At 35.5% G+C, this 25908-nt stretch carries 23 protein-coding genes, 2 tRNA genes and 2 pseudogenes; 16 read left to right on the top strand and 11 right to left on the bottom strand.

Features of this window, described 5'->3' with window-relative positions:
* Positions 1–177 precede the first annotated feature (177 nt).
* The 4 genes from trxB to ABWU36_RS03370 form a co-directional block, all read right to left on the bottom strand.
* Positions 178–1116: a thioredoxin-disulfide reductase gene (gene trxB, locus ABWU36_RS03385; protein WP_264687975.1), complete on the bottom strand. Its 939-nt coding sequence runs from the start codon at positions 1114–1116 to the stop codon at positions 178–180.
* A complete protein-coding gene (locus tag ABWU36_RS03380; RefSeq protein ID WP_253309335.1) occupies positions 1103–1702 on the bottom strand; it encodes a peroxiredoxin in 600 nt (199 codons plus the stop codon). Before ABWU36_RS03380 ends, trxB begins: the two co-directional genes overlap by 14 nt.
* A gap of 539 nt (positions 1703–2241) precedes the next feature.
* Entirely contained in the window at positions 2242–2997 is a 756-nt protein-coding gene (locus ABWU36_RS03375) for an SDR family oxidoreductase (protein ID WP_264687976.1), read from the bottom strand.
* On the bottom strand, positions 2984–3799 hold the full coding sequence (locus ABWU36_RS03370) for a YihY/virulence factor BrkB family protein (protein WP_253309333.1): 816 nt from the start codon (positions 3797–3799) through the stop codon (positions 2984–2986). Before ABWU36_RS03370 ends, ABWU36_RS03375 begins: the two co-directional genes overlap by 14 nt.
* Positions 3800–3933: 134 nt before the next feature.
* On the opposite strand from ABWU36_RS03370, the gene ABWU36_RS03365 reads away from it, so the two are divergent.
* The gene (locus tag ABWU36_RS03365; protein ID WP_353272996.1) at positions 3934–4263 is read left to right on the top strand and encodes a TrbC/VirB2 family protein; all 330 of its coding nucleotides are present in this window, start codon (positions 3934–3936) and stop codon (positions 4261–4263) included.
* 329 nt (positions 4264–4592) lie between these two features.
* Here ABWU36_RS03365 and ABWU36_RS03360 read toward each other — a convergent pair whose 3' ends face one another.
* The 4 genes from ABWU36_RS03360 to ABWU36_RS03345 form a co-directional block, all read right to left on the bottom strand.
* A complete protein-coding gene (locus ABWU36_RS03360; RefSeq protein ID WP_264687978.1) occupies positions 4593–4745 on the bottom strand; it encodes a hypothetical protein in 153 nt (50 codons plus the stop codon).
* Between the two features lie 521 nt (positions 4746–5266).
* Entirely contained in the window at positions 5267–6118 is an 852-nt protein-coding gene (locus ABWU36_RS03355; protein ID WP_264731549.1) for a ParB/RepB/Spo0J family partition protein, read from the bottom strand.
* Positions 6115–6957: a ParA family protein gene (locus tag ABWU36_RS03350; RefSeq protein ID WP_264687980.1), complete on the bottom strand. Its 843-nt coding sequence runs from the start codon at positions 6955–6957 to the stop codon at positions 6115–6117. The genes ABWU36_RS03355 and ABWU36_RS03350 overlap by 4 nt, the downstream gene beginning before the upstream one ends.
* A gap of 90 nt (positions 6958–7047) precedes the next feature.
* Positions 7048–9528: a response regulator gene (locus ABWU36_RS03345; RefSeq protein ID WP_253309329.1), complete on the bottom strand. Its 2481-nt coding sequence runs from the start codon at positions 9526–9528 to the stop codon at positions 7048–7050.
* Positions 9529–9688: 160 nt separating this feature from the next.
* Between ABWU36_RS03345 and hemF the strand changes: the two genes are divergently transcribed.
* From hemF to sucD, 7 genes are all read left to right on the top strand, one after another.
* On the top strand, positions 9689–10513 hold the full coding sequence (gene hemF / locus ABWU36_RS03340) for an oxygen-dependent coproporphyrinogen oxidase (RefSeq protein ID WP_253309328.1): 825 nt from the start codon (positions 9689–9691) through the stop codon (positions 10511–10513).
* Positions 10514–10919: 406 nt separating this feature from the next.
* Positions 10920–10991, top strand: a tRNA-Glu gene (locus ABWU36_RS03335).
* A gap of 28 nt (positions 10992–11019) precedes the next feature.
* Positions 11020–11706 carry a 16S rRNA (uracil(1498)-N(3))-methyltransferase gene (locus tag ABWU36_RS03330; protein WP_353272995.1) on the top strand — a complete coding sequence of 229 codons (687 nt, stop codon included), beginning with the start codon at positions 11020–11022 and terminating at the stop codon, positions 11704–11706.
* 225 nt (positions 11707–11931) lie between these two features.
* Positions 11932–12005 (top strand) — tRNA-Pro (locus ABWU36_RS03325).
* Positions 12006–12160: 155 nt separating this feature from the next.
* Positions 12161–12361: a 30S ribosomal protein S21 gene (gene rpsU, locus ABWU36_RS03320; RefSeq protein WP_064125049.1), complete on the top strand. Its 201-nt coding sequence runs from the start codon at positions 12161–12163 to the stop codon at positions 12359–12361.
* Positions 12362–12390: 29 nt separating this feature from the next.
* Complete coding sequence (gene sucC, locus ABWU36_RS03315; RefSeq protein ID WP_353272994.1) at positions 12391–13542, top strand: ADP-forming succinate--CoA ligase subunit beta; 1152 nt, start codon at positions 12391–12393, stop codon at positions 13540–13542.
* Between the two features lie 3 nt (positions 13543–13545).
* Positions 13546–14418 (top strand): succinate--CoA ligase subunit alpha, encoded by an 873-nt coding sequence (sucD, locus tag ABWU36_RS03310; RefSeq protein WP_253309325.1) that lies wholly within the window; start codon positions 13546–13548, stop codon positions 14416–14418.
* Between the two features lie 841 nt (positions 14419–15259).
* Here sucD and ABWU36_RS03305 read toward each other — a convergent pair.
* Both ABWU36_RS03305 and ABWU36_RS03300 read right to left on the bottom strand, forming a co-directional pair.
* Positions 15260–15736, bottom strand: a complete 477-nt coding sequence (locus ABWU36_RS03305; RefSeq protein WP_353272993.1) for an RDD family protein — start codon at positions 15734–15736, stop codon at positions 15260–15262.
* 22 nt (positions 15737–15758) lie between these two features.
* The gene (locus ABWU36_RS03300) at positions 15759–16238 is read right to left on the bottom strand and encodes an RDD family protein (RefSeq protein WP_264687985.1); all 480 of its coding nucleotides are present in this window, start codon (positions 16236–16238) and stop codon (positions 15759–15761) included.
* Positions 16239–16381: 143 nt separating this feature from the next.
* On the opposite strand from ABWU36_RS03300, the gene icd reads away from it, so the two are divergent.
* The 8 genes and pseudogenes from icd to ABWU36_RS03260 all read left to right on the top strand — a co-directional run bounded on the left by icd (position 16382) and on the right by ABWU36_RS03260 (position 24789).
* Positions 16382–17800 carry an isocitrate dehydrogenase gene (gene icd / locus ABWU36_RS03295; RefSeq protein WP_353272992.1) on the top strand — a complete coding sequence of 473 codons (1419 nt, stop codon included), beginning with the start codon at positions 16382–16384 and terminating at the stop codon, positions 17798–17800.
* A 27-nt stretch (positions 17801–17827) separates the two neighbouring features.
* On the top strand, positions 17828–18466 hold the full coding sequence (nth, locus tag ABWU36_RS03290; RefSeq protein ID WP_253309321.1) for an endonuclease III: 639 nt from the start codon (positions 17828–17830) through the stop codon (positions 18464–18466).
* A 152-nt stretch (positions 18467–18618) separates the two neighbouring features.
* A complete protein-coding gene (locus tag ABWU36_RS03285) occupies positions 18619–18720 on the top strand; it encodes an IS630 transposase-related protein (protein WP_253309320.1) in 102 nt (33 codons plus the stop codon).
* Between the two features lie 52 nt (positions 18721–18772).
* Positions 18773–19057, top strand: a pseudogene (locus tag ABWU36_RS03280) (IS630 transposase-related protein); the annotation flags it as partial.
* Positions 19058–19111: 54 nt separating this feature from the next.
* Complete coding sequence (locus tag ABWU36_RS03275; RefSeq protein WP_264687987.1) at positions 19112–19237, top strand: hypothetical protein; 126 nt, start codon at positions 19112–19114, stop codon at positions 19235–19237.
* 57 nt (positions 19238–19294) lie between these two features.
* Positions 19295–20525 (top strand): annotated as a pseudogene (locus ABWU36_RS03270) (IS256-like element ISWpi15 family transposase).
* Positions 20526–20653: 128 nt separating this feature from the next.
* Entirely contained in the window at positions 20654–22531 is a 1878-nt protein-coding gene (locus ABWU36_RS03265; protein WP_353272991.1) for a hypothetical protein, read from the top strand.
* On the top strand, positions 22522–24789 hold the full coding sequence (locus ABWU36_RS03260; protein WP_265016763.1) for a hypothetical protein: 2268 nt from the start codon (positions 22522–22524) through the stop codon (positions 24787–24789). The genes ABWU36_RS03265 and ABWU36_RS03260 overlap by 10 nt, the downstream gene beginning before the upstream one ends.
* Before the next feature lie 89 nt (positions 24790–24878).
* Here the strand turns inward: ABWU36_RS03260 and ABWU36_RS03255 are convergent, their stop codons facing one another.
* On the bottom strand, positions 24879–25856 hold the full coding sequence (locus ABWU36_RS03255) for a hypothetical protein (RefSeq protein ID WP_264735336.1): 978 nt from the start codon (positions 25854–25856) through the stop codon (positions 24879–24881).
* Between the last annotated feature and the right edge of the window lie 52 nt (positions 25857–25908).

Raw genomic sequence — 25908 nt, 5'->3', positions numbered from 1 at the left:
CAAGCGATTTATCTATAGCTAACCCAAGAAAGGTTTTCCTACGTCATACCGCGATTTATTCGCGGTATCTCAGCATAGATTCCGCTAACAAGTAGCGGAATGACGAATTTTTGTTTTTAAAATTATCGATGAACTTAAGTCACTTTAGCTATAAAATCCTAATTCTGAGTTAATTAATTACGACTCTAAAAACTTCTCTGCATCAAGTGCAGCCATGCACCCTGTTCCTGCGGCAACTACTGCCTGGCGATATACCTTATCTTGAACATCACCTGCAGCAAATACTCCTGCTTTACTAGTTAAAGTTGTTCCAGGTTTTGTAATTATGTAACCCTGTTCATCCATTTCAACAAAGCCTTTAAAAATACCTGTATTTGGTGCATGCCCAATTGCAATGAACACTCCATCGACTTTCAATTCTTGAGCTTCCGTTGATTTAACTATAATACCAGTAACTTTTTTCGGATTTTCTTCTCCAAGAATCTGCTCTACGGTATGGTTCCACATTACTTTTATTTTATCATTTTTAAAGAGCCTATCTTGCATTACCTTTTCCGCTCTCAATTTATCACGCCTGTGTATTAATATCACTTCTTTGGCAAATCGAGTTAAAAATATTGCTTCTTCAACAGCGGTATTTCCACCACCAATCACGGCTACAACTTTATTCCTAAAAAATGCACCATCACAAGTTGCACAAGCCGAAACTCCGTAACCTTGAAATTCCTTTTCACTCTTGAGACCAAGCCACTTCGCTTGCGCACCAGATGCAATTATAATTGCATCTGAATAGTAGTCATTAGTATTACCAGAAGATCTAAACCTATACTCATTAGAATCCTCAAGTTGTTCAACGCTTTTTATCTCATCATCTATTATTTTTGCTCCAACCTGTTCTGCATGCAACCTCATTTGCTCCATTAGTTCTGGACCCTGTATTGAAACAAAACCAGGATAGTTTTCAACATCTGTAGTAATTGTAAGCTGACCACCAGGCTGCATTCCCGTTACTACAATTGGCTCTAAGTTTGCACGTGCTGCATATATAGCAGCAGCATAACCCGCTGCTCCAGATCCAATAATAAGAACTTTTGTACTAAATCTATAATTCTTCACTGTATGAGTTTAGATAATCAGCTACTCCTTCATCGCTTGCCTGCATTGCTGGCTTACCTTTTTTCCACCCTGCTGGACATACTTCACCATGCTCCTCATTATGTTTAATTGCATCAATGATTCTAACGAATTCATCGATATTACGCCCTAAAGGCAAATCATTTATCGATTGATGACGTACAATAAATTTATCATCAATAACGAAAGTTGCTCTCAGCGCAATTGAGTCATCATATAAGACCCCATAGTCTCTTGATATAGACTTTTTGATATCAGACACTAAAGTGTAGCTAACCTCTCCAATACCACCATCATTAACTGGAGTGTTTCGCCATTTATAATGTGAAAATTTTGAATCTACACTTATTCCTATCACTTCAATACCACGCTTTGCAAACTCATTTATTCTATTATTGAGCGATATCAATTCAGTTGGGCAAACAAAAGTAAAATCAAGTGGATAGAAAAAAAGGACAGCATACTTATTTTTTATGTGCTTACTCAGACAGAAATCATCAACAATTTCTCCGCCGGAGAGAACAGCTGAAGCAGTAAAATCGATAGCAGATTTTGTTACAAGATTCATAATTGACCTATTCTTTTAAAACAACTCTAATTTTACACTTGATGAACTTATATGCAAGTTTTCTTTAGTTTTAGCTCTATAAAAACTTCCTAAAATAGCTCTTCTTTTTTACCGATAAGATACAATCCAGATTGGACACTGAGTTGGTGAGTATAAAATTCTACGTCATTCCACCATGAACCGTCATACCGCCGCGGTATCTCTAGATCCCGCTAACAAGCAGCGGGATCCAGGATTTTGATTGGGTTGGTAAGCATAAAAGTATAGCTTCTACGTCATATCGTGATTTATTCACGGTATCTCACATAGATCCCGCTAACAAGCAGCGGGATGACGATTGTCAGGCTAGCTGTCATCCCAGTTTGGAATCCAGGAAAAAGAATGGTGTCATCCCAGTGCCCAGACACTGGGATCCAGGAAACTTTGATTGTAAACTAATTTGGTAAGCATAAAAGTAAAACACAACGTTCTTGATTATGTTAAATTAAAAACTAGATCCCAGTGTCTGGGCACTGGGATGACATCCTTTCTAGTGTAATTTATTCGGGAGATTTGCTAAGCGGTAAGATTTTTCCTGATACGCTGCAATCGTTAGAAGCTAACTCCACAAATTTGTCTGTTAGTTTATCAGGTGACACCAATTCAGATCCAGGAAATGCCTGCTCACTACCCACAGGTCCTTTCGTGTATACAGCATTTACACATAATTTTGTATGTTTTGTCTCAGATGCATATATCTGCACCATTATTTCTAGTGCAACTTTACTTGCAGCATACGGCATCCAATATGGATAAGAGGAAGGAGAAAGTGTCACCTCTGAGGTCATGAATATCACTCTTCCAGCATTAGACTTCTTTAGCATTGGATCTAAGTTTTTTAGTAAGTACCAATTGGCAGTAAAATTTGTATTCATTACGTTCTGTAGCTCTTCAATCTCACAGTCGTGAATAGGGTTCAATTTGCCTAAAATTCCAGTACATGCAACTAATATATCAAGTGCTCCAGATTCTGATAATTTCAGGCTTTCTATCATGTTTGTCAGTATCTTTACATTCTCAAAGTCTAAAAGATCAAGCTGAATTAGTTTCACAGAGCCTTCTTTAAATTCTTCAAGCTCTTCAATTTCATTATATAGTGGCTTGAGATTATCAAGAGATCTTGAAATCAGAATTACACATGCACCTTCTTTTACAAATCTTTTTGCAACAGCAGAGCCTATTTCACCTGAAGCTCCGGTGATTAAAGCTACTTTACCTTCTAACTTACTCATTTCTTTCTCCTTAGCGAGATTCATTGAAATATTTTAGCTGAAAATTAAATTTTGCTCCATATATAAAAATCAAACTTAGCATATAAAAAAATAGTAATGACACTACCATACCACCTAAACTTCCATATATCAAATTCAGTTGATCAAAGGAAGCTTTTAAGTATTGCTTGAAAGCTGAAGCAGAAATTGTCCAAAGAATAACAGCCACACAAGATCCAGGAAAGACGTCTGATAAATTTTGTTTTATGTTTGGCAACATAAAATATAGCCAAGAGACTACTGTGAAAAGTACAAATTCAATGAGGAGATATTTAGTATAACTAATCCCCTGATAGGAAAAATCAATTAGCATTGGCACTAATGTAGAGAACACTATAGTTAGAGTTATAATAAGCGTGATCACTAAAAATTGTAGTATACTTAACAACCTTCTTAATATATAAGGTGGCGAAACCGGAACTTTATAAGCTTTGTTCAATATTGTTCTTAGCCCTTCAATTGTTGACGAGGCGGTCCAAACAGCGCCTACAATTGCTAAAGTTAGTAAGCTTTGCGGCGGGCCTGATATTATCTCTCTGATACGCGGCATCAAAGATGATAAAATATCCTGTGGCATGTTATCAATGATAAATACCCAGCCAATGTTATACTGGTCTAAGAAATTTGCGAATGTTGACGCCACAGCCATTAAAACGATGAGAAAAGGGAATATTGATAACAGGATTAAAAATGATAGATACCCTGCATGCTCCACTCCATCATTATGAATTGTGTCAATCAAAGCACGATAAAGGCAATAAACGATGCTGTAAAATTTCTGTAGCATGTAATATAAACGAACCAAGAAAAGTATTCTAAATGAAATAAAGGATACTTTTAAGCAAAAAATCCTCACCATTTACTTAAACTTAATCAATGTGATAGATAATCAAATATGAAACAGAAATTATAGTAGGCGTAATGAAAAATTTTCTTCTACTTGTAGCTTTAATTCTCTCCTTTGCATTTGATGCAAATGCTGATACTAGTCCTACTTTTGTTGATCAAAATGATACAACATCATTAGTGATATGCAAGATAATAGGCTATACTCATGGCATAGGTGGACCAATGATCACAATAGTGATAATTGGTGCAGCGTTGCTTGCAATATTCGGCAGAATGCCGTGGCCAGAGCTTTTTGCACTCGGTGCATTTACTGCTGTGTTTTTTGGCGCTCCTGTAGTCGTTTCAAAAATAACACCAAGCGGTGTGATTTGTAAAGACGGTGCAGTAGCGGTTCATCCATAGAAATTATTGGAGGCACAAAACGTAGTTTTCTTTACTTGAAAGTGGTAAGTTTTACCACTTTCAGTGTCTATGACTACCTAATAAATTCTCTTTCTGTAATCATATCAGTTAAAGTCTGGATTCCAGCGTCACGCGCTGGAATGACAAGGTTATCGTCATGCTGCCGCATACCGTCACGGTATCTCTAGATACTGGCTAACAAGCAGCGGGATGACGAAGTTATCGTCATGCCACCGCGAACCGTCATATCGCCGCAGACCGTCATACCGCGATTCATTCGCGGTATCTCTTAGCATAGATCCCGCTAACACGTAGCGGGATGACGATTGTCAAGGTGTCATCCGAGTAGCTTGACTACTTGGATCCAGAAAACTTAACTTTAAATAAGTGGCTGCATAATAAAGACTAGATTCCAGCGTCACGCGCTGGAATGACATCATAGGGGCTACTCGGATGACGAGAAAGGAGCACTGGGATGACACCTTCCTGCCCAGTTCATGTTAGCTATAAACATTAAGAAATTTACCAAACGAAAAAAAGGCAAAAGAAGCCCTAGTCATTGTCTATTTTCAGTATTTGGCGTTTTTAAAGTCTTAAACACTGCAATTTAGCTGCTTTTAAATGCAACTCACCTTAGTTTAAATGTTTAAGAAATTTACTAAGCAGAAAAAAAGGCAAAAGAAACCCCGTGTTAGCTAGTTGTCACTCTCTAATCCTGCAAATTGGCGTACTATACTGTCTTAAACGACTTATAAGCGCGTTTCAGCTTATATAGGTAAAAACCCAGAAATGTTGTGAAGACATAAGGTGCACATAGTGCAAAAAATTAAAAATAAGACGCCAACCACGTTGTTTTCTTGCTGTTTAATCTGCACAGATGAAGATAACTGAATACCTTCAGTTTCATGATAAGGGGGCTGGCAGAGTTTGTCAAGTGATTTTTGTCTCTCCATGCTACTTGGGTGACACCAACAGTTGTATTTTATATTATCTTTTTGCTCTACTAGCACTCAAGTTTCCTATTTAAAATTTTTAATATTAAATTCAATTCATTTGGATTATTATACCGTATCATAACTTTACCCTTAGAATTACTGTCATTAATTTTGATCTTTAAACCAAGTTGAGAAGATATAGCACCTTCTAGTGCTGCCATATCTTGATTTTTGGTATATCTCTGCTCTTTTTGGTTGTTACTTTGATGTAAGTCTTTTATCAATTTTTCAGTTTGCCTAACGCTTAAGCCTTGGGAAATTATTTTTTCTGCAATACTTTCCGCATTTTCAACATTAATCAACGCTCTTGCATGGCCCATAGATAGCTTTTTTTCGTTGATCATTGTTTTTACTCCATCAGGAAGTGACAACATCCGAATCATATTGGTTATGTGACTGCGGCTTTTGCCTATAGTTGAAGCTAATTCTTCATGTGTATAGGAAAACTCATCTATCAGTCTCTTATACGCTTCACCTTCTTCTATTGGATTAATATCTTGCCTTTGTATGTTTTCAATAATGGATACTTCCAAGCATTCCTTGTCGCTCAGATCTTTTATGATAACGGGTGCACTATCAAGATTTGCAATCTTGCTTGCTCGCCAACGACGTTCCCCAGCTATTATTTCGTAACCATCATCATTTGAATCTTTGCGTACCACGATAGGCTGTATAATGCCACTTTTCTTTATCGAATTTGCAAGTTCTCTTAATGACTCCTCGTCAAAATGTTTCCTCGGTTGAAATTTGCTTGGGTGCAGTAATGAAATAGGCAAATACTCTTGTCGATCTTCTTTATTATCATAATTATCGCCTATGAGGCCGGCAAGACCTCTGCCGAGGCGTCTATCATCCTTCATACCACGCCCTCACTCACTAGCTTCTTCTCCTTACAACTGCTCGCGTGCTTTTTTAAAATTTCCCTTGCCAAACTTATATATGCTTGTGCACCAGGACACTTAAGATCATACACAATAGCGGGTTTTCCATGAGAAGGCGCTTCTGATAACCGTACGTTACGTGGAATAACAGTCTCATACAATGGGATGATAGTTTTGTATACTTTATCATTTAAATACTGGCAAATATCGTTTTTAATCTGTTCACTGAGTTTGTTGCGCCTGTCATACATTGTTAACACGATCCCTTCTATTGCCAAAAAAGGGTTTAGGTTATTCCTTTTTATCAGTTCTACAGTTTTAACTAAATGGCTTAATCCTTCCAGAGCAAAAAACTCACACTGAAGAGGAACAATAATAGAATTAGCAGCAGTCAAAGCATTTATGGTTAGAAGCCCAAGTGATGGAGGGCAATCGATGATTATATACTCATAATTATCGCGTATCTTCTCTAATGCGCTTTTTAGCACAAATTTTCCTCGCTCAAGTTGCGATAATTCAATTTCTGCAGCTGACAGATCAACTACTGACGAAATTAGTGATAAATTTGGAATTTCCTTTATATTGAAAATTGCCGATTCTATCAATTTATTTTCTCTGCTCAGTAGTATTTTGTATATATTTTTTTCTTCCCTACTACGATAAGAAATCCCGAGTCCGGTGCTAGCATTTCCTTGAGGATCAAGATCTACCAATAAAGTGCTTTTTCCCACAGCAGCAAAGGCTGTCGATAAATTTATACTAGTTGTGGTTTTGCCAACTCCACCCTTTTGATTTACTATTGCAATAATCTTGCTCACGCCTTTTATCTTATGTATAAAATAATTCTATTGTATATATGCAAGAAACTTTTGCATTAGAAAATTTTTTTGTTGCTAATCACACTAAAATTAGACTGTCTTTTTTGCTTTGTGTAACACACTTTGAACCTTGTTTCCTAATTCATTCAGAGTGAATGGTTTTGGCAAAAAGTGAAAATCTTCTATATTGATGTCATCACTCTTTAAAAAAGCATCTTCTGCATACCCAGAAATAAAAATAACGTTGATATTTGGCCTATGGATCAATGCTTCTTTAACTATTTCTGGACCACTCACCTCTGGCATGATTACATCAGTGATTATTAGATCTATGTGTTGATTTTTTTTACTGATTATTTCTAGCGCCTCGCTGCCTATGCTCGCTTCTATTACATCAAATCCTTTTCTTTTGAGTGCTTTAGAGATGAATTCCCTTACTGAATTTTCATCTTCAATCAATAAAATTATACCATTACCTTTAATTTCACTTACTACCGGTCTTTCTATTTCTTCACTATCTTCCTCTATCAGATTTTCATCTGATATGTAAACCATGGGCAAAAATATGCTAAATTTAGTTCCATGATTTACTTTGCTAGCAACATAGATGTATCCTTCAGTTTGTTTAATAATGCCATATACAGTAGAGAGGCCAAGACCTGTACCAGAGGTAATATCTTTGGTAGAAAAAAATGGGTCAAATGCCTTTTCAATTGTATCACTTGTCATTCCACATCCAGTATCAATTACTTCAATCACAACATAATTTCCATGTTCGATCGTTTCCTTGTCTGGAGAAAACATGTCCTGAGATGTAGAATTTAATGAGTCAATCTTTTGATTAAAGGTTCGTATAGTTAATTCTCCGCCCTTTTCCATAGCAGCACTAGCATTGACTGCTAAGTTAAGTATAACTTGCTCTAATTGCCCTTGATCAGCCCTAACAGCACCCAAGTCTCTACCATAATAAATATTAAACTTTATATTTTCACCTATTAATCTTTTTATCATTTCATAAAGATTAGCTATAGTACTATTTACATCAATAATTTTTGGCTGCAAGGTCTGTCTTCTTGAAAAAGCAAGCAATTGTCTTACTAAATTTGATCCACGCTTTGCATTTTGCTGTATCTGTATTATATCTCCAAAAGATGGATCACCAGCTGAATGTTGGAGTAAAAGCAAATCGCAAAATCCTATTATCCCAGTCAATATATTGTTGAAATCATGCGCAATACCACCTGCTAACTGCCCTATAGCTTGCATCTTTTGATAATGCTCAAGCTTTATCTCTAGGTTTTTGTGTTCAGTATTGTCAATAAAATAACAAAGTATGAAGATCATTTTATTATGAAGAAACTTATTGAAATATATTTTTATGTTATTATCGCCGTTGAGCTGTACATCAAAGGACGCATTATTTATTCTATTACTCGAAAAATATTCACGTATTTTCACATGATAACTATCTAATATCAATGTAAAGATTGAATTATTATCTGACCCTGCAAGCTTTATTAGTGCCGTATTTTTCTTTACAAAGTTGCCGTTTATGTCACATTGTGCAATAGCAATTGATGAATTTGCAAAACAAGGGTGTAATTGATAATCAACAATATTTGATTCGGTTGGTGTTATAAAGCCATATATATAGCTATGGTTGTATTTATCACAAAATATAGCAGTGCTCATATAAGCCTTGAATGGAATACCACTTATAGTAAAAAACAAAATTTCATTATCGGTTGTTGTATTGTTATATTTAGATTGAGATATAAAATCACTGATTGAGCTACCTTTTTCCAGTTTTTTCAGTTCAAATATATCTAAAAATCTTTTATTTACAGATAAAATCACCCCTTTGGCATTTGCAATGTAAGTTCCTATACTGTGTTTTTCTATTAACTCTTCATATATCTGCTCCTTGTTTATCTGTGTTGCTTTTAACACAAAATACCCATCTGGCCTTGCTATTGGCACTAATGATAAATTTAAAATCTTATTACTATTTATAGCAATTTGGGGATTATCTGGTATCGGCTCAAAGAGCAAAAGAAAGTTAGATACTCTATTCTTCTTGTTTAAGGAAATGCATACTTGTACAGAAGAGTTATTTTTTAGTGCATGATAGAGTACTTTTTTGTCTTCTTCTGAAACATCTCCTATTTCAAAAATCTTGCCTAACGTAATGTCATCATCTATATGATCTTTAAACCTTTCGTAGAACCTTGCATCAGCATAAATAATACCCTCATCTCTATGTAAAATAAGGCAAAATTCTGTATTATGATTTAGTGCATTTGCAAATATTGCATTTTGAAATTCTATAGTATTAAGTAGGTGTCTGTAGCGTTTTACATTATATATCATAAAGAGAGTTGTTAGAATGCTCACTAATAAATTAATCTCTATATTAATATGCTGACTATATATATCAAAAAAGTAGAGTATCGATATTGCTACTGGAGGTAAGAGCATAATAACTGCCATCACAACAATTGACATTCCATAATTTCTTAGTATGAAGTCAACCCTGTTCTCTTTCTTGTTATCTATGTATCTTTTATTCATTATTGCTATTTGGCATTGTTGTATATACGAAAATGTTTTATTATATTGATTTAATTATTATAGATTTATTAACGTCTTTGATAGATAATTATCATCCAAATCTAATTAAGTTCCTTAAATATCAGATATAACAATGTTAATAAGCTAGCAAGAGGACATTATGGAAAAACAAAAAACACAAGCATTTAAGTGGTTCTGTGCACTAAGAGATAAGATCATAGAATCTTTCTTATTAATTGAAAAACAATCATCCACAGAGCCAAAGATTGAAAAAAGAAAGTGGGATCGCCCAGGTGGTGGAGGTGGTGAATCTACAATTATTTTTGGCAATGTTTTTGAAAAAGTTGGAGTAAACGTTTCAAAAGTACACGGAAAATTTGCAGATTCAGCCATTAATGAAATTCCTGGTGCAAGTGAAAGTAACGGAGAGTTTTGGGCAAGCGGTACATCTTTAGTGTCTCATATGCAATCGCCCCTTATCCCTGCAGCACATATGAACACAAGGCTGATATATACTTCAAAACAATGGTTTGGTGGAGGGATGGATTTTACGCCAATATATAAAAATGAAGAAGATTGCAAGTATATTCATGAATCAATCAAAATGACATGTGATAGATTTGACACCGGATATTATCCAAAATTTAAAGAGCAATGTGACAACTATTTTTTCTTACCACATAGAAAAGAGCCGCGTGGCATTGGTGGTATTTTCTATGATAATCTGAGTTCTGGCAATTGGAGAAATGATTTTGAGTTCACAAAAGCAGTAGGTGAAGCCTTTTTGGAAATTTATTTGCACATCATACGTAAACATATACAAAAATCTTGGACAAAAGAACAACGAGAAAATCAATTAATAAAACGTGGCAGATATGTAGAATTCAATCTGTTATACGATCGTGGCACAAGGTTTGGTTTAATGACTGACGGCAATCCAGATGCAATTATGATGTCAATGCCACCACTTGTTAAGTGGTTATAGAGAGCTGCTATTAGCAGAAAATAAATCATCATAGTTTAAAGTTGTACCATGATAGTGAGCTTTTATATAGGGGGTATAATCATGGGTATAATAGATAATTTTTTAATTAAATCTGTCAAAAACAATGACATAAAAGGTGTTAAACTGACTCTAAGTCTCTACAATGCACTAAAAGGCTGGCTTTAGTGTAGAAGAAATAAAGCAGAAATATGAGCGTAGAGATTCTGGCTACGATTCTGGCTATGATTCCGATACAAAAGTTGAACAACAATTAGAATTAGGATCTAAAACTCCTAAATCTGAAATAAATTCAGTGAATATTAAATATGGAATAGAGAAAGACGTTTGCGCCATAAAATAATTGACTTTATGTGCATAATCAATATAACTTGAGTTAATTCGCATTGACTCTTTCGTCTAGTGGTTAGGACACCACCCTTTCACGGTGGTAACACGGGTTCAAATCCCGTAAGAGTCACTCAAGTAGAATATAATTAAAGTTTTGAATGGGAAAAATTAGGCTTTATTTTGAAGAAGCTTTATCACAAGGCGTGAGTTTAGCACTTAATCCACAACAAAGTCACTATATTTGCAATGTAATGCGGCTTAAGAAGTATGATAATCTCTCTCTTTTTAATGGAAAGGATGGAGAATGGTTAGGAGAAGTAGTTAATATATCGCGTAAATTAACAAAAGTTACACTCAAAGAATGCACTAAACAACAGCAATATGAGGAAAATTTATACTTATATTGTGCCATGGTAAAAAGTGGTGCTTTAGGCAACATAGTAAGACAGGCAACTGAAATGGGAGTAACCTGCATTCAATTTATTTCAACGGAACGTACAGTAGTAAAAAACATTAACCTAAGTAGAGCAAAATTACAGGCAATCGAAGCTGCGGAACAATCCGGTAGGATGAGTATACCAGAGATTTTGCCTCCTATTAACTTTTGTAAGTTACCTGATTCCCAGAGTAAAAATTTTGTTTTATGTGATGAAACAGGTAAAGCTGATAAAGTGCTGAAAGGTAAGAAAAATGTTGCTATTATTGTTGGCCCTGAAGGTGGTTTTTCATCTTATGAACTTGATCTTGCCGATAAGTTTTGTCAAAAATTGAGTCTAGGAAAAAGAATTTTAAGGGTCGATACTGCTGTGGTTGCTGCACTAACTTTCACCAATTGGTGTAGCTAGATTTTTAAATATGGCTAAGGTTTGGGCCATAGAGAAATCTGATTCAGTGTTGCACGCGCTAACTGTACAAACTCTATAGGCCGCCTGCGAAGCAGTTTGCTACTAAAGAGGAGCTAATAAAAAACATATTCTAAAATAATATTAAATCTTATATTATATTTTTTCTAAAATAAACAAATGAATCTTGCATTTTGCCTGAGTTATTGATACTCTGAGTAAAGAAGTCGGGGCGTAGCGCAGCCTGGTAGCGCATTTGGTTTGGGACCAAAGGGTCGGGAGTTCAAATCTCTCCGCCCCGATGCTAGCAGAAGTTTTAACGCTTTTAATAGTTAGAGCTTTTAAAGGCATTTCGTTCATATTGCAGTTTAACGCTCAAGTTTATAAAATAATTGACAATGTTAATTTTCTAATTTATAAATAAATTTTGAAATGATTACCGAAGGAGGTATAGAGTTTGATTGAAGTATCAGTCCATTATGGTGATGTAGACAGAGCTCTTCCAGTATTGAAAAAAACAATTCAAAAGGAAGGAAGAGGGTTGAAAATGAAAAAACAATATCATGAAAAAAAATCAGAAAAAAGAGCTAAAAAGAAAGCTGAAGCGAGAAAAAAGAGGCACCAGCAAGAATGCAGAAGGCAGCGTTACGGTTGGTAATTTTTTAATAGTTTATCATTGGTTGTTTTATGAATATTCACGAATATCAAGCAAAAGAGATTTTGCATAAATTTAATGTCTCAGTGCCAAAAGGTTTTGTCACTATATCTGCAGAAGGAGTAAAGACTCAAGTAAGTCAATTAAAATCTGACGTGTTTGTGGTTAAAGCTCAAATTCATGCAGGTGGTAGGGGTAAAGCCGGTGGCGTAAAGCTAGCAAAGTCAGCTGAAGAAGCTCAACAGTTTGTAAAAGACATGATTGGTATGACTTTAGTTACTCATCAAACAGGGCCAAGCGGGCAGCAAGTAAGAAGAGTATATATTGAAGAAGGCTCAAGCATTAAGAAAGAGTATTACTTAAGCCTGGTAATTGACCCGAAGCTCAGTAGGCCAATATTCATATTTTCCTCAGAAGGTGGAATAGACATCGAAGAAGTGGCGAAAAATTCTCCCGCAAAAATTGTGAAATTTGATATTGATCTTGCTACAAGTTTTGATAGCAGCAAGTTAAGCAGCAGTTTTAATTTGAGTTCAGAACAAATAGAAAAAATAACAAATGTTGCAAAAAATATATATGATGCGTTTATTGCAACTGATGCGAGCCAAATTGAAATTAATCCACTGGTTGAAACAAGTTCTGGAGATTTTATTGCGCTCGATGCGAAAATTAATTTTGATGACAATGCTTTATATCGTCACCCAGAAATTATGGAACTTCGTGATTATGATGAAGAAGTGAAAGAAGAGATAGAGGCTTCAAAGTATGGGCTCAGTTACATCAAAATGGATGGCAGTATTGGTTGCATGGTAAATGGTGCAGGTCTTGCTATGGCAACAATGGATATAATAAAATACTACGGAGCAGAGCCTGCTAACTTTTTGGATGTTGGTGGTGGAGCGAGTAAAGAAACTGTAACTGAAGCATTTAAAATCATATTGTCTGATAGCAACGTAAGAGGAATTTTGGTTAACATATTTGGTGGTATAATGCGTTGCGATATTATCGCAAGTGGAATTGTTGCGGCTGTAAAAGAAATGAGCATTAAAGTTCCTCTAGTGGTTAGATTATCAGGCACTAATTTCGAAGAAGGAAAAAGAATTTTAGAAGAGTCAGGATTAAATATTATTGCTGCAGATGAACTGGGCGATGCTGCGCAGAAAATAGTACAAGAGGTGAAATAGAGTATGTCCGTTTTAGTAAACAAAGATACAAGGTTAATATGCCAGGGTTTTACTGGTGCGCAAGGTACATTTCATTCAGAGCAAGCAGTTAGCTACGGAACAAAAATGGTTGGTGGTGTAACTCCTGGCAAGGGTGGTAGCACTCACCTTAACTTACCAGTTTTTAATACTGTAGCAGAAGCCAAAGAAAAAACTGATGCGAATGCCACGGTAATATATGTACCTGCTAAGTTTGCAGCTAATGCAATACTTGAAGCAATAGATGCAGAGATAGAGCTAATAGTTTGCATTACAGAGGGCATTCCTATACTTGACATGGTAAAGGTGAAGCATGCTCTTGCTCGTTCAAAAAGTCGATTGATTGGTCCTAACTGCCCGGGAATTATTACGCCCGAAGAGTGCAAAATAGGGATTATGCCTGGCCATATCCATAAGCGTGGACATATAGGGATTATGTCTCGTTCTGGAACTTTAACTTACGAGGCAGTAGCACAAACGACCGCTGTTGGTCTTGGTCAATCCACGTGTATCGGAATTGGGGGGGATCCAGTTCATGGTATGACATTTGTCGACTGTATGGAGCTCTTTTTAAAAGATGACGATACTCATGGTATTGTAGTTATTGGTGAAATAGGTGGAAACGAAGAAGAAGATGTATCACATTTTGTGAAAACAGAAAAAACTAAAAAGCCAATCGTTGGTTTTGTAGCAGGTCAAACAGCACCTCCAGGAAGACGTATGGGACACGCTGGAGCAATCATCTCTTCCAGTGGTGGAAGTGCTGGTGCAAAACTAGAAGTTATGCGGAGCGCCGGGATTGCAATTGCTGAAACCCCTGCAGTGATTGGTAAGAAGGTATTGGAAGTAATGCATTAGTGCCTAATCTAAAACGCAGCTGTACGAACGTTGTGATTTGAGGAGCAGTTTCTGCTAGAAAGGGTGTCACTCAAGTAGCTGACACTGGTTCACTCTATAATGGTGTCATCCGAGTAGCTTGACTACTTGGATCCAGGAAAGTTTGCTTGTAAGCAAGCAAACTGATTTGGTGAGTATAAAAGTATAGCTAACGCTGACTCTACGTCATACCGCGATTCATTCGCGGTATCTCATCCGCTAACACGTAGCGGGATACTTGACCTTTACAGGGATGACGGTTGTCGGTAGGCCTAAATTACTTTAGTCATAAATATTAAGAAATTTACCAAACAAAAAAAAGGCAAAAGAAGCCCCATGGTTGGCTAGTTATTTATATGTACTTCAAAATATTGGCGTTTTTTATTCTAAACGCTGCAATTTAGCTGCTTTTAAATGCGACTAACCTAAATTATAAACGTTAAGAAATTTACTGAGCGGAAAAAAAGGCAAAGAAACCCTAGGGTAGCTAGTATTCAAATTCTCCCTTGTCTATTTGACGTCTTTTACTGTCTTAAACGCTTTATAAGCGCGTTTCAGCTTATATAGGTAGAAACCTAGAAGTTTTATAAAGACATGAGGTGCACATAGTGCAAAAATTAAGCATGATTTACGCCAAATACATTAAGTTTTTTGTCATTAATCCACTGCAGAGATTGCGAAGATAAATAAATAGCTTCAGTGTTATGATAAGGGGGCTGGCGGAGTTTGTAAAGTAATTTTTTGTAGCTCTCATGGTTTTTGGATTCTAACTAACGTCACGCGCTGGAATAACACCCTTGGTGGTAACAACTAAAGAAAAATATCAACTAGGTTTATAATCTATCACTACCGTGTTTGCAATTTTGTCATGAAAAGCTTGTTTATGTTCATCATCTACTGCACATACTAAAACTAGGATTAGTATAGCTAAAAGTAAAATAGGATTATAAAGCGATATACAGTAAATTATGAAAAAAGCGATGGTTCTTTTTATTGCTTGTATTAGAGTGATCTGCTCAAGTGTATCTTTGTCTCTTACACGCATGCTAAATAACAAGTGCCCTAGAGTGCTGCCAAATTTTACTAGCATGAATATATGAAATATACATGGTATCATTAAAAATAAAGAAAATACAATCGTGGTGATTACAATTATTGCACCCATGATCCCTTGTATTACGTGTGTAAGTGAGAAACCTACCGCCATTAAAGCAAATGGTATTGCGATAAATAAAATACAATCAACTATAAATGCTAGAATACGCCTTGTCATTTTTGAGTAGTTTACGTTTTTATCCATACACTGCCTATAAAGAAAAATATCAACTAGGTTTATAGTCTATTACCACTGTTTTTGCAATTTTATCATAAAAGGTCTGTTTACGTTGGTCAAATATTGCAAACATTAAAACTAAAGTTAGTATAATAAAAAGGCATCCAGAAACATAGCCAGGCAGAAGATAAGACAGAAAATTATAAATAACCCAAATGCCTTCCCTAAAAATGTATCTTATTGTTGCTTGCATTAGAGTAACGTTTTTAAATGTATTTGCATCTTTTATACGTACGCCGCACAGTAGTCTTCCTGGAGTGCAACCGTACTTCGTTATTGTTAATATATTAAATACTATATATGTTATAAGCAGTGTTGCCATAAGGATTATCCTATGGGTAGATATATCATCTACATCGTAATTTAGAAAAAGGAGTGAAACAAGTGCTATTATCATCCATAAAACACCGTCGATCGCACATGCTGAAACTCGCCTCAGAATCCCTGCATAACTTACTTTAGTATCCATACTCTGCCCATGTTCTACTGTGACATAACTAGTATAAAAATATGTTATTAAATAACCGTAAATATACTAATTTGGATAATACTAGCTACTTGTGCCACTCTGTTATTTGAATTAATATTAAATCATTTATAACTAGGAAAGTTATGTCAACACCAATCACAGTTGCATATGGTGATGGTATCGGACCAGAAATCATGGAAGCGGTGCTGTCGATATTGCGCAAAGCGGAAGCAAAAATCTCAATAGATATTATTGAAATAGGTGAGCGTGTTTATAGTAAGGAATGGTCTCACGAAATTTCTCCAAGTGGTTGGGAATCAATTGAAAGGACAAAAATATTATTAAAATCTCCAACAACAACTCCTCAAGGTAAAGGCCACAAGAGCTTAAATGTTGCACTCAGAAAAAATCTAGGGTTGTATGCAAATATCAGACCATGCGTTTCATATCATCCTGTTATAGAAAATAAATTCGATAAGTTTGATATCGTAGTGATACGCGAAAATGAAGAGGACGTTTACACCGGAATAGAGCATAGGCTCACTGGTGATTCTTACCAATGCACTAAAATTATTACTAGATCTGGCTCAGAGAAGATATGCAGGTATGCTTTTGAATACGCGAAAAAACACAACAGAAAAAAAGTAACTTGCCTGACTAAAGACAACATAATGAAAATGACTGACGGAACTTTCCATGCAGCGTTTGATCGCATTGCAAAGGAATACCAGGACATAAAGGCAGAACATTATATAGTTGATATTGGAATGGCACGTGTTGCCACAGAACCGGAGAATTTCGATGTTATAGTAACTGAAAATCTATATGGCGACATATTATCAGACATAGTGGCACAAACCTCTGGATCTGTGGGACTCGCTGGAAGTAGCAATATAGGTAATGAATATGCGATGTTTGAAGCGGTTCATGGTTCTGCTCCTGATATTGCAGGAAAAAACATAGCTAATCCTTCTGGTCTTTTAAATGCTGCAGTGCATATGCTAATTTACATAGGTCAAGTGGGTACTGCAAAACTAATCTACGATGCATGGCTGAAGACTTTAGAGGATGGAATACACACTGCCGATTTGTATAAGGAGAAAAGAAGTAAACAGAAAGTTGGTACAAAAGAATTTGCAGAAGCTGTTATAGATAATCTAGGAAAGAAACCTGCAACATTACCTGAGCTTATAATTAGCAGTGGTTCAGATAGTAAAATAAATAAAGTACAAGACAATTACGAACAAGATTACAAAGTTAAAAAGCTAGTGGGTAGTGATATAACGCTTGCTTGGGACAAATCCAGCAATTTTGATCAAATAGTAGGATTAAATAATCTGCAAATGATAGCAATATACTCAAAAGGACTGGCAATTTGGCCAAGAAGCTCAAAATCTTCAAGCGATCAAATAACCTGTAGGTTTATCGCAAATAATGAAAAGAAAACTATTACAAATATTGATGTGAATAACTTGCTAATCAAACTCGAAGAAAATAGCTTTGACGTGGTGAGAATGGATAAGTTGTATTTATATGATGGGAAAGAGGGGTTCTTTTCTTAATTCTTTAAAAGAGGTGTGATAAATGAAATGGATTCAAAAAAAGTAGAATTGATATTTGAAAAGTTTCAACAATCAAATCCTATACCGAAAATAGAGCTAAATTATACCAATCATTTTACGTTATTAGTTGCAATAGTTCTATCAGCGCGGACAACCGATGTCAGTGTTAATAAAATTACAAAGGAGCTATTTAGTATCGCTGATACGCCAGAAAAAATGCTGAGCTTTGGACAAAATGAGCTGAAAAAATGCATAAGCAGTATTGGTTTATATAATTCCAAAGCAAAAAACATAATCGGGCTCAGCAAAATATTGATTGAGCAGTACAATAGCAAAGTGCCTACTGATTTCGATGATTTGGTATCTTTACCAGGGGTTGGGAGAAAGAGCGCTAATGTGTTCTTAAATTCAGGACTTGGTATTCCAACATTGGCAGTTGATACTCATGTTTTTAGAGTAAGCAATAGACTTGGACTTGTGAGAGAAAAAGATGTGTTTAAAACAGAGCAATCTCTTTTAAATGTAGTTCCAAAAGAATACCTGCTTTATGCTCATCACTGGCTAGTTTTGCATGGTAGATATGTTTGCAAAGCGCAAAAGCCTTCGTGTGAAACGTGTATAATTCATGATTTGTGTGAGTTTGAATGCAAAAGGTATAAAGTCTAGCACACTATGATCCCTTTCTTGTCACTCCGATATTCCTTCCTTTTATCATCCGAGTAGCTGACGCTGGGATCCAGGTTGCTCATAAGCAAACTATAGTATTTTCAAAAGCGAATGATAAAGGTATAATATGTTTTTTTAAAGTAGGGAAAGCGATGGTATATAGTGTAGATTTAAGGGAAAAAGCAGTGTCTTTGGTAGAAAAAGGAAAGTCAAAGGTTGAAGTTGCAGAGGTTTTTGAGATAGAAACTATATAGATGGCTAAAAAAGAAAGCTACTGGCCAAGGTCTCAAAGCGGTAAAAAGTACTGGTTTTATTCGGAAAATAGACCCAAAAATACTTGTAGACTATGTTAAAAAACACCCAGATCACACACTAGCAGAAATGAAACAAAACCTTGGCTTTGGAATAAGTGCAATTTGGTATAGGTTAAAACAGCTAAAAATAACCTTAAAAAAAGTCACATTCTATCAAGAGCGCAATCAAGAAGATAGGCAGCAATTTATCGATAAAGTCTCAAAAATAGACCACTGTAGCATTTTATATATAGATGAAGCAGGAGTTGATAATAGACTATACCGAGAATATGCATGAGCTCCAAGAGGAGAAAAAATATATGCTGATGTTCCAGGAAAAAAGTGGGAAAGAGTGAGTATAATAGGTGGATGGATTGAAAAGAAGTTTATTACACCAATGACCTTCACAGGAGGGTGTAATAAAGATGTATTTAATGTATGGTTAGAGCGAACCACAATTGCAGGGAGTGTTAAATAAACTGTGTCAAACCGAAAAAAAAGTAATAAATTGATATAAAAAAATGGAGGTTTGACAATGAGTCAGAAAGTAGTAAACAGAACTACCGGTTTGGTAGATTATAAAGAATTAGAAACAAATATCCTGTCGTCTATACGAGAAGGAAGACCGTTGACAGGAAGAGATGGAGCATTAACACCGTTTATAAAAAAGTTGCTGGAGGTAAGCCTGGAAGGTGAAATAGAAAACCACTTGTCGGCTGAAAGCGAAGAGAATAATCGAAGAAATGGGAGGAATGCAAAGACTTTACGTACAAGCGCAGGGTCATTTGAGCTTTTGACGCCAAGAGATAGGGAAGGAAGTTTCGAACCACAAATAGTCAAAAAAAGGCAAACAAACTTACATCCAGAGCTTGAAACGAAGATTTTGAGCACATTTGCCAGTGGTATGGGCTATAGAGATATAGTGTCACATGTTGAGGAAATTTATGATCACAAAATATCGGTGGCAGAGATATCAAGTATTACTGACAAATTGCTACCAGTAATCAACGAATGGCGTAGTCGCCTGCTGCAGTCTGTATATCCGATAGTTTTCATGGTTTTTTAAAGTCAAAGAGGACGGGCATTGCGTAAGTAAATGCATGTATAACATATTAGGCATAGATCAAAATGGCAAAAAAGAAGTATTAGGTTTTTATTTGGCTGAAAGTGAAGGAGCTAACTTCTGGTTGGGAGTGCTAAATGACCTCAAAGAAAGAGGAGTAGAAGATATCCTTATTGCCTGCGTTGATGGGCTGAAAAGCTTTCCTGCAGCTATAAACAGTGTCTTTCCTAATGCGGAAGTGCAGATGTGTATAGTGCATCAGATACGCAACTCACTGAAGTATGTGGCCAGTAAAGATGCGAAGAGTTTTTTGAGCGATTTAAAGAAGGTATATCAAGCTTCAAGCAAGGAAATTGCCGAGAATTATCTGTTGGAATTGGATGAAAAATGGGGCACAAAGTACCCTATGGTTATAAAATCTTGGCAGAATAATTGGGAAAACTTGTCTGGTTATTTTAAGTATTCTGGTCCAGTTAGGAGGATAATCTACACCACCAATCCCATAGAGGGGCTACATAGGCAAATTAGGAAATTCACTAAGACCAAAGGCTCATTTACCAGCATAAATGCCTTGTATAAGCAGGTATATTGTGCTATAAAGAAGGCAGAGGAAAAGTGGACGATGCCTGTACATGATTGGGCATTAACTATCTCTCAACTTGATGTTTTCTTTCCTGGCAGATTGAAAATTGAGTTGAACTAAAAATGCGGTTTGACACAGTTTATTTAACACTCCCCCAAGCTCTGATATAGACGAGCCTGTATTGTCTAATCACGTAAGTAATAACCTCAGCAGATGATTTATAATGTTATAGTTATAAGGGGGTTTTTGTGAAAAATAGGGATCTTGTAGTCCTCTTATTAATTGTAGCATTAGTGGTTCTTTTGCTTATTTTATTGTTAATGTATTTTTTTAAATGGAAAAAGGAGGGTAGTAAAATGTTACCAAATAAAAATGGTGGTGCTAGTAGCACTGGTATGGGAAGTGTACAACATAAAGAAGTTCCTAATGTATCACTTAATTCTCAAGGTGTAGAACGTAAGGATAAAGAAATTCCTACTGCATCTAATTCTCAAAGAGAACAGAGGCAAGATGATTTAACAGTAATAGATCATATGACTTTGGAAGATACGCTCAGGATACTTAAATCTGATAACGTGTTGTCTGAGCTTGATGATGATCTAAAGGACGTTAAAGCGGGAAAGAGAACTATAGAAAACCACAAGGAATATTTTAAAACACAAGTTGACAAGAAACTTACACAACTTTGTAAAAAATATCATCCTAACTCGCCAAAATGGCACAGTATACCTGAAAAAGAAAGACCAAAAGCTCAAGCAATACAGGCAAAATTAGATGACATACGAAGTATATTGAAGCATTTTAATGAAAACTTTTCCCAATGTGATAATTTTAAATACAGCTATTTTAGCAAAGTACGAGTTGATTTTTTAGGTAACAAGGAAAAATTAAAAAACATAACTTACACAGTACTAAACAAGCTAGGCGAGTTATCTCATATTAAGTACGAGAGGTTGGTACCTGATCTCAATGGGTTTTTAAGGTCAAGTCAAGCTAGCATGAAAGGTTTTATCTCAAATAATGTGGACCACTTCCAAAAAGAAAAAGATAATGCTGAATGTTATTTTCAAAGTTATTTAATTGGTTATGAAGAATTGCGTACTAATCTAGAGTTGTTTTGTGATCTATGCAAAGAAAATGATCGCATGGAACCTATTGCAACTCAGATGTTAGAAGAGTGTAAAACTCAGGGTAAAATATTAAATAAAGTTTCTGGTCATTTAATAAATCACGAATATTCTTATTGCATTAATGATAAACGAAGTTACGAACAAGCAGAGAAAGATTTTACTTTACCGTTTATAGAGTATACTAACATTTTAGCTATATGTAATGAGATAGTTAATACAAAAAGGTGGAGAGAGCTTGTTAGTAATGAAACGATATATAAAACTGTGGCTGATAACAAGGTTATTAGAAATTTAAATAGCTTTTTATCATTGCATGAACTTTCTCATTACCTTGTAACATATTATTGCTATGGAAATGAGGAAAATGGAAAATTAGCTGCTAAGCTTTTGCATATTAACTCATTGGATAAAGAACATGCATTACAGCTGCTTGTTCAAATAATCAATGTATACTCAAATTGTCTAGAAAAGGAATTTCAGCCTGAAAAGGATTTTTATGAAAAAGTTGCAGAAGTGCAGATGAATTTTCTGAGGACAATGAAAAATTTGGGTGATGAATTTTGTAAAGATCTGAGGCAATACAATGAGCAACTTTACGAAGTGCATTTGGAGCGGAATGAAGTAGTATCAGAGATGTGCGAACAAATTCGCGAGCAAGGAGAATTTTATAAACAAGCTTCAGAGCTTTGTGAACAAGCTTCAGAGTCTTGTAGGCAAGATTCAGAGTTCTTAATAGGACATTTAGAACGTGAGGAAGCAGCCAGTGCAGAAAGGGAGGAAAGGTTAAAAAAAATGATTGAAAGTGTTAAAGAACAACGCAACAAACTTAGTTGTAGCTCATCTAGCCAGCAACAGCCTGCAAACCAAGCAGATGATCAGCCAGATCCAAGTAGCGAGCTAAGTGGAGTGCAGCCAATATCGCGCAGTCAGTCACTGGATTCTTCACATTCTAACGATAATGATGTTGAAATAATCAGCAGATCACAATGTCGTTAATGTGGCAAGAAGAAGCAATTAATTTTCTTGCTGGGCAGAGAAAATATAGAGTACTATGGTGGGGTTTTGGCCCCACTCTGCTTGAGAGTTTATGCAAAAAGAAAGGCTTTAATGCTAAAAAACTTTTAGAAGATAAGTTTTCTGAAGGAATAAAAGAACAGTGTATAACATTGCTTGAGGCTTTTGGTGAGGAAAAGTTGTATTGGTGGTGGCCGTGGAGTGGTAAGCTAAAAGATGCTCAAATAGATAAGAAACAATGTCAGAGGGCAGGAGAATATGGGAACTATTCTTGGTTTTGGAAGATAGTTTTGGGTCTATTTACTTCAGTTTTGATTCATTGCCGGGTTCTACAATGGAACAGTTTAGTTACAAATTATTATGGGGGTTGTATGTTTAAAAAGGGAAGTTTTGAAGGCAGAAATCAAGCAAGAAACAGAAGTCAAGAAGTACCAACAACATCGACTAATATTTCTGATAATTTAAATAAAGGACCTGATTTGATGACTCTGGGTGATGTATTAAAATTGTTTGGTTTACCTAAGCTGCTACAAGAACTTGACGTTAGTCTTGAAGAGGTAAGAAGGCATATAAAGGATGAAAAAGAACATGAACAACGTGTTAAGGATGCTGATAAGGAAATCAGGAATTTGTCTTTAAAGTATCACCCTGATAGAGTTCAAAATAGAGGTGGCTCTGATGAAGAAGTAGCACAAGCTAAAGAGATGCAAACCGCACTGGGTACAACAAGAACGGTATTAAATAGCCTTACTAAAGCATTTTTAAAGGATCTTGATGTTGACTATAAGTATGGGTTTTATGCAAAAATGGAAATTAGTTTACTAGGAAATGAAGATGAGGTAAACAAGCTGAATTTTGGAATATTAAATAAATTAGCTAGAGTGTCAGAAATTAAACAAGGGAAAATAATAGCAAACATAAATAGCTTTTTAAAGGCAGGCCAATGTGGTATAGAAAGCTTTATTAATGATGAGTTGGATAATTTTAAAAGAAATAGAGATGATGCTCTACTCTATTTAAGCATGTGTGTTAAGGGATATAAAAAATTAGTTAAAGAGTTTAATGAAGTAAAAAAAGAGTGTGGGAAAGTGTGCGAGAAAGATAAAGCACTGAAAGGTATATATTCTTCAATATGTAATATGTTAATTGAGAGTGAAATGCAATTGGATATGTTGCAAGAATTAGATGAGTTTGCTACAGACTCCTTACAAAAAAAGTTTCAACCTCCCAGAGTTTATGAAGATGCGGATGAATATTTTGTGCTACCGTTTATAGAATATGTTAGCGTTTTATTGATGTGCAGTAAGATGTGTGTTAACGTAGAAAAAAAGAAAAACAAAGAGAAGAAATCATGGTTTTCTTTCCTTCTGGAAGGGAATTCATCACAGGAAACGAAGGAAAATTCAGAGATTAATTTTGAACAAGAAAGGGTGTTATACGGTTATGCGCATTGTTTAGCATCGTATTTTAACGGCAATAATGAATACGGAAAAAAAGTAAGAGACATCCTTGAAATAACAGGTAATAAGGAAATCAGCCATGAAAAAGTGAGAAATAGATTTTTTGAAATCATAAAAATAATCAAGAATAATTTAGCACATAAATTTAAACCTGATTCTTATATAGAAGGTGGTGTTGGAAAATATATTATGGAAGAGTACATTAAATGGACAAAGATTATGGATGATGTATTGAAAAGAGCAGAGAAGTCTATAGCTGATACTGACACTTATATAGAGAGCTCTAGAATAGAGAATAAGAAGCTTCGAGAAGATTGTGATAGGGTCATAAGAGGGAATGCAAAACTTGAAGAAGAATGTAGGAGATCTACAGAAGAGAGGAGAAAAACGAGAAAAGAGTTACAAAACTTTACGCAAGAATTGTTTAACTATATAGGATATAGCAGAATAGCTCAGAATGAAGAGGCAAGTACTAGCCAACAACAACCCTATGCTCAAGGTACTAACGATCAACAACAAGAATCAGCTATTCAGGCTTCTAATGCTAAATTTGATCAGCAACAAAAACCAAATGCTCAAGCTGCCAATGATTCAAATGTGCTGCCAATGTCGCGTAGTAGGTCGTCAAGCCTGTCAAGTTCTGGCAGTAGCAATAACGATCAGTCAGGTCCAAGTAGCAGGTTAAGTAAAGTGCAACCAATTCCACACAGTCAGTCATTAAGTTCTTTATATTATAACGATAGTGATATTAAAATAGACAGCAGATCACAATGTCGTTAATCTGACAGGCGTAGCAAGTTAAGCGGAAATGGCACAAGTGTGAAAGGAGGTAATGTTAGGTTAATGGTTTAAGAGATTTTCTAAAGAAATTATCTTATAGCTTCAAGATTGTGTAGGCCAGTCACTTGACATATTACATTGGTAGGAATACCCACTTCAAGTAGATTTTTTGCCATTTCTGTTCTCCCTATTTTTTTACCCTTTTCTTTATCAATCTGTATTCTTTTAGATACTGACATAATTAATGAATAAAATTTATCACGTATTTCTTCATCCTCAATTTTATTATACTCTCTCACTAAATCTAGTACTCCATTTTCTCCTTCTCTATCCTCATTACTTCTTTCAATTTCAACATTGCCTTTTTCTATTAGTTCACTAATTTTCGGCAGTAGAGTTTGAGCGTGCGTTGATAATTTGTCTGCTGCGTTACATAGTTTTCCTATTGTCATGATATGTGTTCCTTGCTCATAGCGTCGTATTTGACCACCTGTTAAACCGACTTCATTTCCTAAATCCTCCTGAGAACGTCCTCTTGCTAGCCTCCAGTCTTTCATATTTTCCCCTGTTTTATAGGCTATAAAATTAACTATCTCTGTTTTATTATGTTTCTCAAGTTCATCTTTAGACAAGCCTGTTGTTTGGAGAATGATATCAACAGAAATACCCGCTTTAAGTAAATTCTTTGCTACTTTAATCTTTCCTGCTTTTTTACCTTCTTCTTCCCCCACCTGGATAGATTTATTTAATGCAGAGGCTATCTTACATAATTCCTGGTTCCTAAATTTTTTACATTCTCTAACTAGATTTAATGTTTTTTCTACCTCACCTTTCTCTGATGCCATCGATTCAGGCAGTAGTTTTGCCATATCAATCATTAGTTCCACTACTATCATACAGAATATAATGATTGAAATCGGATTTTCCCCTCGCTCATATCTGGACATTTGCTTCTCTAATACTCCGACTTTACTTCCTAGACCTGCCTGAGTATATCTTTTCTTTTCCCTCTCATGTTTTAATTTTTTCCCTACTTCGTAGTCTGTTAACTTTGTGTCATTAGTCATGTCTCTTTAAAAGAATCTCAAGAAAAGATATACTCTTTAACCTAAGATTCTA

This window comes from Wolbachia endosymbiont (group A) of Portevinia maculata, assembly GCF_964028525.1.
In the GTDB taxonomy this organism is placed as follows: domain Bacteria; phylum Pseudomonadota; class Alphaproteobacteria; order Rickettsiales; family Anaplasmataceae; genus Wolbachia.
Note: the sequence above shows the minus strand (reverse complement) of the source record. Positions and strands in the feature narration are given on the sequence as shown.

Excerpts from the sequence above, each read along its gene's own strand:
- ABWU36_RS03380 (WP_253309335.1), bottom strand. The coding sequence starts at position 1,702 with ATGAATCTTGTAACAAAATCTGCTATCGATTTTACTGCTTCAGCTGTT.
- ABWU36_RS03375 (WP_264687976.1), bottom strand. The coding sequence starts at position 2,997 with ATGAATCTCGCTAAGGAGAAAGAAATGAGTAAGTTAGAAGGTAAAGTA.
- ABWU36_RS03370 (WP_253309333.1), bottom strand. The coding sequence starts at position 3,799 with ATGCTACAGAAATTTTACAGCATCGTTTATTGCCTTTATCGTGCTTTG.
- ABWU36_RS03365 (WP_353272996.1), top strand. The coding sequence starts at position 3,934 with ATGAAAAATTTTCTTCTACTTGTAGCTTTAATTCTCTCCTTTGCATTT.
- ABWU36_RS03355 (WP_264731549.1), bottom strand. The coding sequence starts at position 6,118 with ATGAAGGATGATAGACGCCTCGGCAGAGGTCTTGCCGGCCTCATAGGC.
- ABWU36_RS03345 (WP_253309329.1), bottom strand. The coding sequence starts at position 9,528 with ATGAATAAAAGATACATAGATAACAAGAAAGAGAACAGGGTTGACTTC.
- hemF (WP_253309328.1), top strand. The coding sequence starts at position 9,689 with ATGGAAAAACAAAAAACACAAGCATTTAAGTGGTTCTGTGCACTAAGA.
- ABWU36_RS03330 (WP_353272995.1), top strand. The coding sequence starts at position 11,020 with ATGGGAAAAATTAGGCTTTATTTTGAAGAAGCTTTATCACAAGGCGTG.
- sucC (WP_353272994.1), top strand. The coding sequence starts at position 12,391 with ATGAATATTCACGAATATCAAGCAAAAGAGATTTTGCATAAATTTAAT.
- sucD (WP_253309325.1), top strand. The coding sequence starts at position 13,546 with ATGTCCGTTTTAGTAAACAAAGATACAAGGTTAATATGCCAGGGTTTT.
- ABWU36_RS03305 (WP_353272993.1), bottom strand. The coding sequence starts at position 15,736 with ATGGATAAAAACGTAAACTACTCAAAAATGACAAGGCGTATTCTAGCA.
- ABWU36_RS03300 (WP_264687985.1), bottom strand. The coding sequence starts at position 16,238 with ATGGATACTAAAGTAAGTTATGCAGGGATTCTGAGGCGAGTTTCAGCA.
- icd (WP_353272992.1), top strand. The coding sequence starts at position 16,382 with ATGTCAACACCAATCACAGTTGCATATGGTGATGGTATCGGACCAGAA.
- nth (WP_253309321.1), top strand. The coding sequence starts at position 17,828 with ATGGATTCAAAAAAAGTAGAATTGATATTTGAAAAGTTTCAACAATCA.
- ABWU36_RS03285 (WP_253309320.1), top strand. The coding sequence starts at position 18,619 with ATGGTATATAGTGTAGATTTAAGGGAAAAAGCAGTGTCTTTGGTAGAA.
- ABWU36_RS03260 (WP_265016763.1), top strand. The coding sequence starts at position 22,522 with ATGTCGTTAATGTGGCAAGAAGAAGCAATTAATTTTCTTGCTGGGCAG.
- ABWU36_RS03255 (WP_264735336.1), bottom strand. The coding sequence starts at position 25,856 with ATGACTAATGACACAAAGTTAACAGACTACGAAGTAGGGAAAAAATTA.